The 14,302-nt window shown below is 25.5% G+C and carries 8 protein-coding genes and 1 pseudogene; all 9 read left to right on the forward strand.

Translation table 11 applies throughout. The features are described from left to right. Nucleotides 1–7 precede the first annotated feature (7 nt). Nucleotides 8–805, forward strand: a complete 798-nt coding sequence (locus GOM42_RS15015; protein WP_032495198.1) for a class C sortase — start codon at nucleotides 8–10, stop codon at nucleotides 803–805. A 50-nt stretch (nucleotides 806–855) separates the two neighbouring features. Further along, entirely contained in the window at nucleotides 856–2,208 is a 1,353-nt protein-coding gene (locus tag GOM42_RS15020) for a bifunctional diguanylate cyclase/phosphodiesterase (protein ID WP_252597736.1), read from the forward strand. 504 nt (nucleotides 2,209–2,712) lie between these two features. Continuing rightward, nucleotides 2,713–8,319 carry an NPCBM/NEW2 domain-containing protein gene (locus GOM42_RS15025; RefSeq protein ID WP_252597737.1) on the forward strand — a complete coding sequence of 1,869 codons (5,607 nt, stop codon included), beginning with the start codon at nucleotides 2,713–2,715 and terminating at the stop codon, nucleotides 8,317–8,319. Between the two features lie 261 nt (nucleotides 8,320–8,580). Next, on the forward strand, nucleotides 8,581–8,889 hold the full coding sequence (locus GOM42_RS15030) for a hypothetical protein (RefSeq protein ID WP_015141775.1): 309 nt from the start codon (nucleotides 8,581–8,583) through the stop codon (nucleotides 8,887–8,889). Nucleotides 8,890–8,952: 63 nt separating this feature from the next. Continuing rightward, a pseudogene (mprF, locus tag GOM42_RS15035) lies at nucleotides 8,953–11,121 on the forward strand (bifunctional lysylphosphatidylglycerol flippase/synthetase MprF); the annotation flags it as partial. Nucleotides 11,122–11,324: 203 nt separating this feature from the next. Beyond that, nucleotides 11,325–11,546 (forward strand): recombinase family protein, encoded by a 222-nt coding sequence (locus GOM42_RS15040; protein WP_031942705.1) that lies wholly within the window; start codon nucleotides 11,325–11,327, stop codon nucleotides 11,544–11,546. A gap of 487 nt (nucleotides 11,547–12,033) precedes the next feature. Next, nucleotides 12,034–12,546, forward strand: a complete 513-nt coding sequence (locus tag GOM42_RS15045; RefSeq protein ID WP_078210013.1) for a flavodoxin family protein — start codon at nucleotides 12,034–12,036, stop codon at nucleotides 12,544–12,546. Further along, a complete protein-coding gene (locus tag GOM42_RS15050; RefSeq protein ID WP_078209870.1) occupies nucleotides 12,534–13,136 on the forward strand; it encodes a hypothetical protein in 603 nt (200 codons plus the stop codon). Before GOM42_RS15045 ends, GOM42_RS15050 begins: the two co-directional genes overlap by 13 nt. Nucleotides 13,137–13,592: 456 nt before the next feature. Then, nucleotides 13,593–13,793 carry a hypothetical protein gene (locus GOM42_RS15055; protein WP_015141780.1) on the forward strand — a complete coding sequence of 67 codons (201 nt, stop codon included), beginning with the start codon at nucleotides 13,593–13,595 and terminating at the stop codon, nucleotides 13,791–13,793. Nucleotides 13,794–14,302 lie beyond the last annotated feature (509 nt).

The following is a 14,302-nucleotide window of genomic DNA, read 5'->3' on the forward strand; positions in this document are numbered from 1 at the left end:
TTTTAATATGAAAATTTTTAAAAAAATGTATATATGTTTACTAATATTAATAACATTAATAGCTTTTGGTATGTTACTTTATCCTAGTATATCTAATTACATAAATAATAAATATGCAGTTAGCACTATTGTTAAATATGAAAAACATATAGAAAATATAGAAAAAGAAGAAATAAATAAATTACTGAAAAAAGCTAGTATATATAATTCAGATATAGCTAAAGGTAGAATATCTAAGAGTAAATTTAAAGATGGATATATGTTAGGGTATGTTGATATTCCAAAAATAAATATTAAGCTGCCAATTTATGAAGGAACCAGTAATGAAGTATTAAAAAAAGGTGTTGGAGTTATAGATGGAACTTCTATACCAATTGGGGGTGAAAATACTCATTCAGTATTATCAGCTCATACTGGTCTTACAACACAAAAATTATTTACTGATATTGATCAATTAAAAAAAGGAGATTTTTTTTATATAAATATATTTGGTAATAGATTAGCTTATAAAGTAGATGAAATTAATATAGTAAAACCAAATGATACAAGTAAAATAAATATTTCTCCCAATAAGGATTATGTTACTCTTTTAACATGCTATCCTTATGGAATTAACACTGAAAGATTGTTAGTTAGAGGAGAACGAGTTTTTGAAAAAGATAATGATCTTAGTGAAGCAGATAATTTAGTTAATGATAGATGTATTAATATAAATTTTATTTTTATAGGAATAATATTGATTTTATTATTTACTTTAGTAATTATATTAAAAATAAAAAATAAGAATAGTAAAACCAAAAACTAAAGATATAATATTTAAAAATAATCTCTAATTATTATTAAGGAAGTGATTTAATGTTGGAAGAAAGCTCACTGATAAGTTTACTTGATAATTTTATTCAAAAAAATAGAGAATCTATAGATAATAATCTTAAGAATTTGATATATAAGGATTATTTAACAGGATTATATAATAGAAGAAGCCTTATAAGATTATTTGATTTGATGAAATCAAGTGATTTACTAAAAAAACTTACATTATTCGTTATGGACTTAGATGAATTTAAAATTATAAATGATTCATTTGGACAATCTATAGGAGATTTAGTATTAAAAAAGGTATCAAAAGTTTTAACTAATACTTGTAAAGATGCCTATATTGCAAGAATTGCAGGTGATGAATTTATAGTTATATATGAAAATTTAGAAAATATAGAAAAAATTAAAAGTATTTCTAATAGAATACTTTCACAAATAAATGAAATTTGTTTAAGTGAAATAAATTTTAGAGAGATTTCTGTAAGTATTGGAGTTGTCATAGATAATTATAATAAAAAAGATCTAAATGATTTATTGATTAAAAGTGATTTGGCATTATGCAAGGCTAAAATGTTAGGTAAGAATACTAGTGTTATTTTTGAACCTTATTTGGAAGAAGAAAGAAAATTAAATGTAGATATGCTTAATGACTTAATATATGACATAAAAAATAATAGAAATGTAGAATTATATTATCAGCCGCAATACACATATAATAATAAATTAATGGGATTTGAAGCTTTATTTAGATGGAATAATGAAAAATATCAGAATATATCTATAGAAAAAATAATTAAAATTATTGAAAATTCAAGGTATTTTGATTATTTAAATAATTTTGTAATTAGAAATGCTTTGAAATTTGCAAAAAAAGTAAACACAAGAAAAAATGAAGTTATTATAGTGTCTATTAATATTTCTGCTAAGCAATTAATGGATTTGAATTTTAAAAATAAATTATTAAAACTTATTAAAGAAGAAGAGGTAACTCCTAATACAATAGCTTTAGAGCTTACAGAAACAGTTTTATTACAAGATTTGAATACAAATATAAATAAAATTCAAAGCCTAAAAGATCTTGGTATTTTAATATATTTATATGATTTTGGAACATCATATTCATCATTAAATTATTTAATAAAATTACCGTTATCTAGAGTTAAAGTAGATAAGTATTTCATATGGCAAGCTATTAAGGGAGAAAAATATTTGAAAATTTTAAAATCAATTATAAATATATGTCATATATTAAAATTACCAGTTTTTGTTGAGGGAGTAGAAAATATTGAGCAATTAAACATATTGAAAAATCTTAATGTAGATTATATACAAGGGTTTTTATTTGCCAAACCTTTACCAGAAAATGAAGTTTTAAAGTTATTAAATTAGAAATAATTCCTATGTATTTTATCTCATTTTCCTCTGTCAATTTTGTTACAATTAATCTGCTTTTAATCTCTTTTTTAGATTAAATATATATAATTAAGTTCAATTATTTCGCATTTTGCTGACTTGATTATATATTTTTAATATAATTAAGTATTTGATACATTTATTGAGAAATAACATTGAAACATAGGCAAAAACTTAAAAAAATAACTACTTTAATGATATTTATATATGAAAAAAATTAATAAAAACTTAAAAACATTTTGTGTTGACGAAAGAAAACGATCTATTATATCATTTTAAATAAATAAAAATAATAACTTTCTAAGCTGATATGAAAAATAGTTTAACATCTGAAAAAACTAATAGTTTTTTTATTATCTTAGACTTATTAATTGTTATTCTCTCCTTTTTAAATATTGAAAACATATTATATTTATCAAAGGTAAGAAGAGCAATGTTAATATAACTTAACAAATTATAATGATATAGAGGGGGATAATCATGAACAAAAAAAAGATTTCGGCTATACTTGTCGCATCATTAACCATTAATACTATAGTACCAAATTTAAGTGTATTAGCAAAGACTACTAATATTAATAAGATAATACAAGATTCTCAAAAAACACAAGAAATAAATAAAGTAGAAGTATCAAAGTTTGAAACTTATTATTCAAAGTATAAAGAATCTTATGATAAGAAATTTAAAATGGATAATTCCAATATAGAAAGTATAACAAGTACTGGAGGAAACTTAAGAGCAAATGTTGGAACAGCAAATATAATAGATGGAAATTTAGACACATACTGGGAAACAGGAAAACATACATCTGACTCTTTTAAAAATGAATTAATATTTACATTAAAGGAAGAGACTGTCTTAAATAGAATAGCTTATAGATCAGCTTGGAATACAGTAGGGTTTGCAGAAGACTTTGAAATATGGGCATCTGATACAGCAGAAGGTGATGATTTCAATTTAATTGCAAGTGCTACAACAAGTAAGGCAACAGATGTTATTGAAATTAAATTTAATCCAACAAATTTTAAAAGAGTAAAATTCGTATTTAAAAACACCGGAACAGCAACAGCATCAGAAATGATGTTCTATAAAGAAGATGTAGCTCAAGATAAATTAAATAGTTTATTTACAGATGATACTTTAACTAAGGTAAGTGAAGAATTTAATAGCATACAAGCTTTAAATGAACTTGAAGAAAGTGTTAAGGAGCATCCATTATATGAGAAATTTAAGCAATCTATAGAAGATGCTAAAGTTATAGTTGAAAACAAAAAAATAAAAGCTAGCAAAGCAAATATGAGAAAAGCTTCTTATGTTGAAAATAAAGAATATAATAATTTATATAGAATGTCTTATGACAACATAAAGTCAATAAGTAATAATGGTGGACATTATTGGAAGCAAGTAATTGAAAATGCTATAGATGGAGATTTAAATAGTTATTGGGAAACATCAAAAGGAAATAATGATGCATTTAATAATGAAGTTGAAGTTACATTTAATGAACCAGTTAAACTTAATAGAATAGTGTATGCTCCAAGACAAAGTGACTTAAAAGGATTTGCAGAAGAAGTAGAAATATATGCATCAATGACAAGTCAAGGAGATACTTATCAACTAGTTGCAACAGGAACATATAATGCTACAAGTGGATTCGTAGAAGCTAAGTTTGATGAAACAAAGTTTAAGAGAGTTAAATTTGTATTTAAAAGTTCAACTCAAAATTGGGCAAGCTTAAGTGAAATAATGTTCTATAAGTCAGATGAAGTATGGAATTCAGTAGATGAATTGTTTACAGATAGAACAATGAGTGTTGTAAGTGATAAGTTTAATACTTTAGATAAAATAAATGAGTTAGAGGAAGCTGCAAAGAAGCATCCATTATATGAGGAAGAATTTAAAGAAATTATTAATGATGCTAAAGTTGTAGTTGAAAACAAAAAAATAGAAGCTAGCAAAGCAAATATGAGAAAAGCTTCTTATGTTGAAAATGAAGAATATAATAATTTATATAGAATGTCTTATGACAACATAAAGTCAATAAGTAATAATGGTGGACATTATTGGAAGCAAGTAATTGAAAATGCTATAGATGGAGATTTAAATAGTTATTGGGAAACATCAAAAGGAAATAATGATGCATTTAATAATGAAGTTGAAGTTACATTTAATGAACCAGTTAAACTTAATAGAATAGTGTATGCTCCAAGACAAAGTGACTTAAAAGGATTTGCAGAAGAAGTAGAAATATATGCATCAATGACAAGTCAAGGAGATACTTATCAACTAGTTGCAACAGGAACATATAATGCTACAAGTGGATTCGTAGAAGCTAAGTTTGATGAAACAGAGTTTAAGAGAGTTAAATTTGTATTTAAAAGTTCAACTCAAAATTGGGCAAGCTTAAGTGAAATAATGTTCTATAAGTCAGATGAAGTATGGAATTCAGTAGATGAATTGTTTACAGATAGAACAATGAGTGTTGTAAGTGATAAGTTTAATACTTTAGATAAAATAAATGAGTTAGAGGAAGCTGCAAAGAAGCATCCATTATATAAGGAAGAGTTTAAAGTAACAATAGATTTAGCTAAAGAAATAGTGAACAATCCAAGACAAGAAGATGTAATTGAGTTAGAAATGAGAGGAAACTCAGTACAAGAAGCTAATTACAGAAAAATGTGGGGATTCCAAGATTGGCAAGTAACAGGTTTATCAGCTTTAGCTGGAGATAAGATAACTGTATATGTTGATGTAGAAGAAGGAGAACCAACTCCAACACTATTATATAGACAAACAATGACACAACATGGTGGCGCAAAAACATTCCAATTACAAAATGGAAAAAATGAAATAGTTATACCGGAACTTGATAAAACATCAAATGGAATTTCAGAGGGAACAATTCAAGGGGGAGAATTATTCTTTACAAATTATAATAGTGATTCTCAAACAAGAGCACCAAAGATAAGAATAGAAGGTGCTAAAGAATATCCTGTGTTTGTACTTGGTGAAAGTGATGAAGACAAAGTTATAAAAGAATTAGAAGCTTATGTTGAAAAAATAGAAAAAGAGCCTGAAACTACACCAGATATTTTTGCTGTTAGCTCAAATAAATCTTTATCATTAACCCAAGCAACATATGCTTTAGAATGGTATAAAAACAATAATAAAACTCCTAAATATACAGCTGAATCTTGGGATAAAATTGTTGAGAATGCCATGGACTTCTGGGGATATGATAATTCAAGTGAATTAAACTCAGACTTTAACTTTAGAATAATGCCAATGGTTAAAAACCTTACTGGGGGAGCATTTATGAATGCTCATAGTGGTGTAATAGGAATAAGACCAGGTAATCAAAACTGTATAGTTGGAGCAGACATGGGTTGGGGAACAATGCATGAACTTGGTCACAATTTTGATACATCTGGAAGAACAATAGCAGAAGTTACTAATAATATTATGCCATTATATTTCGAATCACTAAATAGAACTCAAACAAGAATAACAGATCAAAATATATGGGAAAATAATACTTATCCTAAAGTAGGATTAGATGATTATTCTAATAATAAATTATATAATACATCAGATTCAACACATTTAGCACAATTAGCACCATTATGGCAATTATACTTATATGACAATACATTCTATGGTAAATTTGAGCAACAATTTAGAGCTAATAATTATGGAAATAAAACAAGAGAAGATATTTATAAATCTTGGGTTGTTGCAGCATCTAATGCAATGCAATTAGATTTAACAGAGTTCTTTGCAAGACATGGTATAAGAATAAATGATGAAGTTGCACAAGAAATATCTTCTAAATATGAAAAACCAGATAAGAAGATTTACTACCTAAATGATTTAGCTATTAATTATGAAGGAAATGGATTTACAGAGAATGCTCAAGTTGATATAAAAACAACTAATTCAGATGGAAAGGTAAAACTTGTATTTTCAATAAATGAAGAAGATAAAGATAACTTATTAGGGTATGAAATACGTAAGGATGGAAAATATATAGGATTTACTTCTAAAGATAGCTTTGTTGATACAAGCTCTAATTTAGAGGATGATGCAGTATATACAGTAACTCCATATGATATAAAGTTAAATACATTAAACGCAATAGAAGTAGATGCATTACAACCATATATTTCTTCAAATCCAATAGTAACTTTAGGATTAGGAGAAGAGTTTAATCCAGAAGAGTTTGTTATAGCTAATGATATAAAAGGAAATTCTATAATAGATTCTGTAGAAGTTAAATCTGATGTAGATACTTCTAAAGTAGGAGAATATGAAGTAGTTTATTCTGTAAGAGATTCAAAAGGGGTAGAATATACAGCTACATCTAAAGTGAATGTAGTAAGTAGAAATACTTCAATAAGTAATTTAACTCCAGTTAAAGGAACTGTAGGATGGGGAAAAGTTAGAAAAAATACAAGTATAAGTGGGGGAACATTAGGGTTATTGAGAGAAGGAAATATAATTAATTACAGTGAAGGTTTAGGAGTACATTCAAATTCAGAATATGTATATAACTTAGAAGGGAAAGATTATGATTATTTTGAATCTTATATTGGTGTAGATAAAGCTGTAGTAGGTAACACAAGTGCTTCTGTTATATTTAAAATTTATGTTGATGGAGAAGAAAAATTCAACTCAGGTATAGTGAATGGTACAACAGATCAACAATATGTTAAGGTAGATATAAAAGATGCTAAAGAGCTAAAGTTAATAGTAACTGATGCGGATAATGGAAATAAGCAAGATCATGCAAACTGGGCAGATGCAAAATTAGTAACATTATCATCGAAACCAGAAATTTTAGGAGAAGATTTAGCATATCCAATAGGAACAAAAATTAATTTAATGGAAGGTATAACAGCAAATGATATAGAGGATGGAGACTTAACTTCACAAGTAGAAATAAAATCTTCAGATTTTGTAGAAGGTAAATCAGGAGTATTCACAATTGTTTATACTGTAACAGATAGTGATGGATTAACTTCTGAATTCTCAAGATTTATAGCAGTTACAGAAGAAGAAGTTCAATTATCAAGTCTAAATTGGGAATCAGCAACTATAGGTTCCGGTAGCGTAAGAAAAAATAGATCTGTAAGTAACAATGCAATAAGATTATTAGATGAAAATAAAAATGTTGAAACATTTGATACTGGTATAGGTACTCATTCATATTCAGAAATAGTCTATAACTCAGATGGGTATGATATATTTGATACTTGGGTAGGAGTTGACCAATATGTTTCAACAAAAAGTGAATCAAGTGTTGTGTTTAAGGTATATGTTGATGGAGAGTTAAAGGCACAAACAGATGTTATGAAATCAGATACTCCAAAAGAACGTTTAGTTGTAGATATTAGAAATTCTAATGAAGTAAAATTAGTAGTAGATGTAGCTGATAACGGAAATACTTGGGATCATGCTGACTGGGCAAACGCTAGATTCCTTAAGATAGCAGATTATGATACAACAGAATTAGAAGCTGTTTTAGCAAAAGCAAAAGATATAGATCTAACTCTTTACACAGAAGAAACAGCAAATGAATTAAAAGAAGCAATTAATAAAGGTGAGTTAGCATTAACATCTAAAAAGCAATCTGTAATAGATGAATCTATAAATGTTATAGAAAAAGCAATAGAAAGATTAGTTAAAAAATCAGATTTTTCAAGTCTTGAAGAAGTTATAGCTAATAATAGTAATTTAAATCAATTACATTATTATAGAGATGCTATTACAGCACATAATGCATTAATAGAAGAGGCTAAAGAAATTTTAGTTAATGAAAATTCAACTCAAGAAGATATTGATGCAATAATAGCTAAAATAAATGAATCATCTAAAAATTTAGTTGTTAGAGAAAATAAAGTAGAACTTGAAAAGAAATTAGAAGAAGCTAAAACTGTGGAAAATAATGATTATCAAGAAGTCAGATGGCAAAACTTTTTATATGGTATAGACTATGCAAGTAATATATACAATAATCAAGATGCAACTGATGATGAAGTTAAATCAGCACTATTTACACTTGATTATTTTAAGAGTGAGTTAAAATAATCAAAAATAAATGATTTTAATTACTCAGTAAAATAATTATAATACCAAATTAAAGAGCAGAAAACTCAATTCAAATAGTTTGCTGCTCTTTTAAAATTTTAAAACATATTTGCAACCAACAGTATTATATAATGGATATCGCAACTAAAAAGAATGAATTTACATTAACGATATAGGTTAATAAAAAACATTTAATAATATTAATAGAATAAATAACATCAATTTTAATCGGTGGTGTTTATTTAAAATATTGGAGGTAAAATGAAATCAAATAAAAATTTAAAATTATTTTTTAAAATAGCATTTGTTTCGGTAGTTATACTGTTTATAGTAAGAGAGTTTACTTCAGTATTTAGAAATTTTAATACTGAGTACTTCTTTATGTATAGAAATAAACTAGATTTTTTAAATCTATTAATAATTGCAGCATTAGGTATAATTTCTTATATTCCTTTATCTTTTTATGATTTTATTTTAAAGAAAAAAGTAGGGATAAGATTAAAGAATAGCAAATTATATAAATATTCTTGGATAGCAAGTTCAATTGCAAGTTTACTTGGATTTGGATGAGCTACATCTTTAGCTTTTAAGCAATATTTTTATGGAGATTATGTAGATGACAAAAAGAAACTATTAAAAGAAATAGGAAAAATAGTAGCTTTAAATTTAACAGGATTATCAATAGTTTGTTGTACATATATGGGAATTCAAATATATTCTTGGAACAGTTTAGGAGTAATAAAATATGCCATAGCAATAATAGCTTTATATGCACCAGGATTTATAATTTATTCAGCATATAAATATTTTAAGACAAAGGACAGATTAGAATTTTTCAGTACTTTAGGTACTATATTCATATCTTTCTTAGAATGGCTTACAACTATAATTTTAATTTATGCTACTTTAAGAATAACAGGCGCATCAATAAGTGTGAATACTTTCTTACCAATATATATTGAGGCTGCTGTTATAGGAATAATAAGTATGATTCCAGGAGGAATAGGTACTTTTGATTTAACATTTATGAATGGATTAGAAGGTGTTGGGGTTCCTATAGAACAAACACTATTAGTTATAATACTTTATAGAATAAGTTATTTTTTAGTGCCAGCAGTTATAGGTGTATTACTTTTTGTACATGATTTTGGTGGCAAAATAAATGAAAAGTTTAATGGATTACCTTATGAAATAATTTCTAAAATTGCTTATAAAGTAGTAGTAGCATTAGTATTTATATCAGGAGCTATTATAACTTTATCAAATATAGCACCACAATATTTATTTAAAATAAGATTATTAAAGGAACTTTTAGGAAAGCAAGTACTAGGACTTTCCATGGGAATGAGTATAGTATTAGGATTCTTAATAATGCTTACAGCTCTTATGATGAAGTATAGATCTAAAAGTATATATAAAACAAGTATGATTCTACTTATTTTAGGAATACCCCTATCACTTACAAATGGAATAAATCCATATGAATTAGCTTTTATAATAATTGTATCATATATATTATATTTAAGTAGAAGAATGTTTTATAGAGATAGCTTCGTTGTGAGTTGTAAAAATACAATAATAGATTCAGTAATATTAATGGCATCTTTTTCAGTTTATTTCTTCATTTTAATTAGATTTGGAAGATATCTTGAGTATGTTGGAATAGTGCGTAAAATGCCTTATAAAATAGCATATAAATTTGGTTTTATAGCATTTGTATTAGTGACTGTAATTTATGTTGCTATTTATTTCTTCAATGTAAGAAGAAAAATTCCTGTAAGAGTATTTGATGAGTGTAAGGAAGATGTTGAAAGAATAATAGAAGAATATAAGGGAGATTCCCTAACTCATTTAGTATTTTTAAAAGACAAATATATTTATTTAAATGAAGATAAAGATCTATTTATTCAGTATGAAGTATATGGAGACAAGCTTTTTGTTTTAGGAAATCCTGTAGGAAATACAGAAAATTTATTTAGGGAAATAGAAAAGTTCTGTGAATATGCTGACAACTATGGTTATACACCAGTATTTTATCAAGTTAATGATGAGATGATAAGTTATCTTCATTCCAATGGATATGATTTTATGAAAATAGGTGAAGAAGCTAAGGTAGATGTAAAAGAATTTAAAGTTGTAGGAAATAAGATGAAGAGTTTAAAAACTTCAAGAAGTAAGGTAACTAAGGAAGGATATACTTTCCATATGGTTGAGCCACCATTTTCAAGAGAGTTCTTAGATTCTTTAAGAAATATATCAGATGAATGGTTAGATGGAAGAAAAGAAAAAGGATTTTCAGTTGGATTTTTTGATGAAGATTATTTAAATAAAGCGCCTATAGCTGTCTTAAAAGATGCAGAGGGAGAAATAAAAGCTTTTGCTAATATTATGTATATGTATGATGATGAAAGCTTTTCAGTAGATTTAATGAGATTTAGCAAGAATACTCCAAGAGGAGTAATGGATTTTATGTTCATAAATCTGATTGAATATGGAAAAGAAAAAGGATATGAAATATTTAATATGGGAATGGCTCCATTAGCTAATGTAGGTTTATCAAAATATGCTTTTTGGAATGAAAAATTAGCACTTCAAGTTTATGAAAACGGACAAGCTTTTTATTCTTTCAAAGGATTAAGAAGATTCAAAGAAAAGTTTAGTAACAAATGGGATTATAAATATATTGCTTACAGAAGAAATACATCTATATTAATTACAGTTATACAAGCAGCTTTGATTTGCTCAAGAAATAGGGATGTAAATGATGGAATATTTATAAAATTCTTAAAAAATATAAAGTAGTTATAACATTTCAAAGTGATTATAAAGTTCACTTTTATGGAAAGTAATAAAAATATCTAAAACAAGTCCTAAAAACATAACAAATTTAAACAAACATCTCCGTAAATATGATATAACATTTGCGGAGAATTTTTATTATAAATTAGGAGAAATATATGAATAGATGGTTTTATTATGTAAGAGTTTCAAGTAAAAGTTAGAAATTGGATAGACAGGAGGAAAACCCAGAATTAGATTCTTTTTGTAATATAATGGGAATAGTGGAGAAAGAAGTTATAATACTTGCAGATCAGATTAGTGGAAAAACTTTTGAAAGACCAAACTATCAATTATTAAAAAAGATAGTTACTGAAGGTGACAATATTATAGTTTTATCTTTAGATAGATTTGGAAGGAAGAAAAGAGTTTACAGAATTAATTGCTAAAGGGTAAAAGTTTATGTTTTAAATAGACCTATGTTAGAAGATTTATATAAACTAAATGATACTATGAGTGAATTTATGATTAACTTTTTGGTTGATTGGGAGTTAATTAGTGCTGAAGAAGAATTAAAAAGAATAAAAGAGCGGTAAAAAGAAGGATTAGAAATTGCTAAAAAGAAAGGTAAGAAATTAGGTAGACCTAGAGTTGAAATGCCATCAAACTTTGAAGAAATATACAATAAATGAAAAAAAGGTCAGTTAACTGCTAAAAGGAGCATGGAACTTTTAGGATTAAAGAAAACTGTTTTCTATGAAATGGTTAAAAATTTTGAAAAAAATTATTTTAGTAAGAATAAATAACAATTAATTATGATAAATAAAGTAAGTATCATCTAAAAATTTATTTTTTTAATTTTTTTATACGATATATCTTTAAAAATTCTATAATCTCCTTTACAATAAATATATTTATTGTAAAGGAGATTATAGAATGAGATTACTATTAAGTGACAGAAAATTAGATATTAATTTTATAGAAAATGCTGAAAATAAATTTTTTGATTTATCTAAACTTACAATTTCAAACTGCATAGGGTGTTTTAGTTGTTGGACTAAAACTCCTGGAAAATGTATTATCCGTGATGATGCAGTAAAGGTTTATCCTATTATTGCACAAAGTAGTAAGATTATTTATATAAGTAAAATCAAATATGGTTCTTATGATACAATTATGAAAACTATGCTTGAACGTGCTATCCCAATTCAACAAGCATTTATTCATCTTTTAAATGGGGAAACACATCATATTCAACGTGACGTTGCTATGAAGGATACTGTTATTATTGCATATGGAAATATAGAAAATGAAGAAAAAGAACTATTCAAAAGACTGATAAAGCGTAACTCTTATAATATGAATTTTAAAAGTTTTAATGTTATTTTTGTAGATGAAGAAAATTTAGAAGAAGTAGTTACTAAGGAGGTAAAAAAATGGGGAGAGTAATTATCATAAATGGTAGCCCAAGAGCGTCTAGATCTAATTCTAAACAGTATGGAGAAATCTTTAGTAGTTATTACAAAGAACAAACTGACATTTTTAATATTACAAAAAATAATCATAAAGAGATTTGTAACAAAATAGCAGCTTATACAGATATTTTACTTATTTTCCCCCTTTATGCAGATTCACTTCCTGTAACAATGCTTAACTTTTTAAAGGTTCTTGAAGAAAATCCCCCACAAAATAAACCTAAAGTAAATGTAATAATAAATTGTGGATTTATAGAACCTGAACAAAATAATGTTTGTATTGATATGATTAAATTATTTTGCAAACAAAATGGCTATGATTTTAGTTCAGTATTATCAATTGGTAGTGGTGAAGCTATTTTAGGAACACCTTTTAAAATCTTTGTTAAATGGGAAATAAAAAAATTAGCAAAAGCTATTTATAATAATGTTGTTGAAGAATTAAATGTTACTATGCCTATATCAAAAAATATGTATATTAAAGCTTCTACAAAATATTGGATTAATTATGGTAAAAAAAATGGTATCACAAAATCTCAGATGGAAACTATAAAGATTGAATAGAAAGGAAAATATTAAATTTGTATAATTCTATAGTTTTTGCTTGGTATATTTCACAAATATATTTATATGTTTCATATTAAATGTATAATAAATATACTCACTAACATATTCCTCATAATTTATTACTTTTTCTAAATACAATGTATTCAAAATATTGATAGTATTTATTATTACGTTTGAAGCACTCACTTTTTGAAGTTGACTTTACATAGTTATTTGTCTTAATTGATATTGTTTACTAAAGAAGATTGATCCAACAAATCTGTTCATTAGAAATAGTCTTGATATGACATACTAAGATAATACTATATGTAAGGCTCATTTTCACTAGACTATGTCTAATTTATTCGTAATCCCTTAAAATTTCTTCCTTTTAAGTAGTTTGAATATATTATTTTAAAACATCAAATAAATGTGATATAATCAATTCAAAATTTGTCAAATTTAGATGGGAACGTGACAAATATTTCAATTAACAGAAAATATGTAGAAATTAAGATTGAAAATATAAAAAGCAGATTGATATCTTTAAATTATGCAAAACCTGATATAATCATGGATGTATTCGATGAATTTATTATTTTTAAAGGACTTAATGATTTTAATTATTCTAATATATATTATAGAACTGAAGATGATACATATAAATTATTCTAAACAATTGAAAATAGCATATATGTAGATTAAAATAAACTAAAATACTTAATTTACTGTAATATTTTAAAAATTTTTATGAGTTAATAGCTAAACTAGTATCAATAATTTCTTTAGTTAATTTTTAATTTCAAATTATATTTCTATTAACACTTAAAAAGAACATCTCTTTATAATAAGATGTTCTTTTTTATGTACACATAAAAAATGTTATTTAAATATAATATTTGTGTTGTTTGTTTTATGTAACAGGTTATTTATTTTTAAAATATTAGTTTTGTATATACTATTTTATAGACAAAGACAACTGTAAAACATTATAGCAATACAAAAGAGAAAGTACAAAATTTTGTACTTTCTCTTTTGTATTATTGTTTAAAAATAAACCTAATATTGAAGAAGCAAAAAAAGAAACTAATAAGACTGTTGATACCCCTACTAAAAATATTGTTACTAATAAATCTCAAGTTAAGAAACAATCAAATAAAACTGAGCCTTCAAAATTAAAAATT

It is taken from the genome of Clostridium sp. 16K-1-R1 (assembly GCF_023921145.1).
Taxonomy (GTDB): domain Bacteria; phylum Bacillota; class Clostridia; order Clostridiales; family Clostridiaceae; genus Sarcina; species Sarcina perfringens.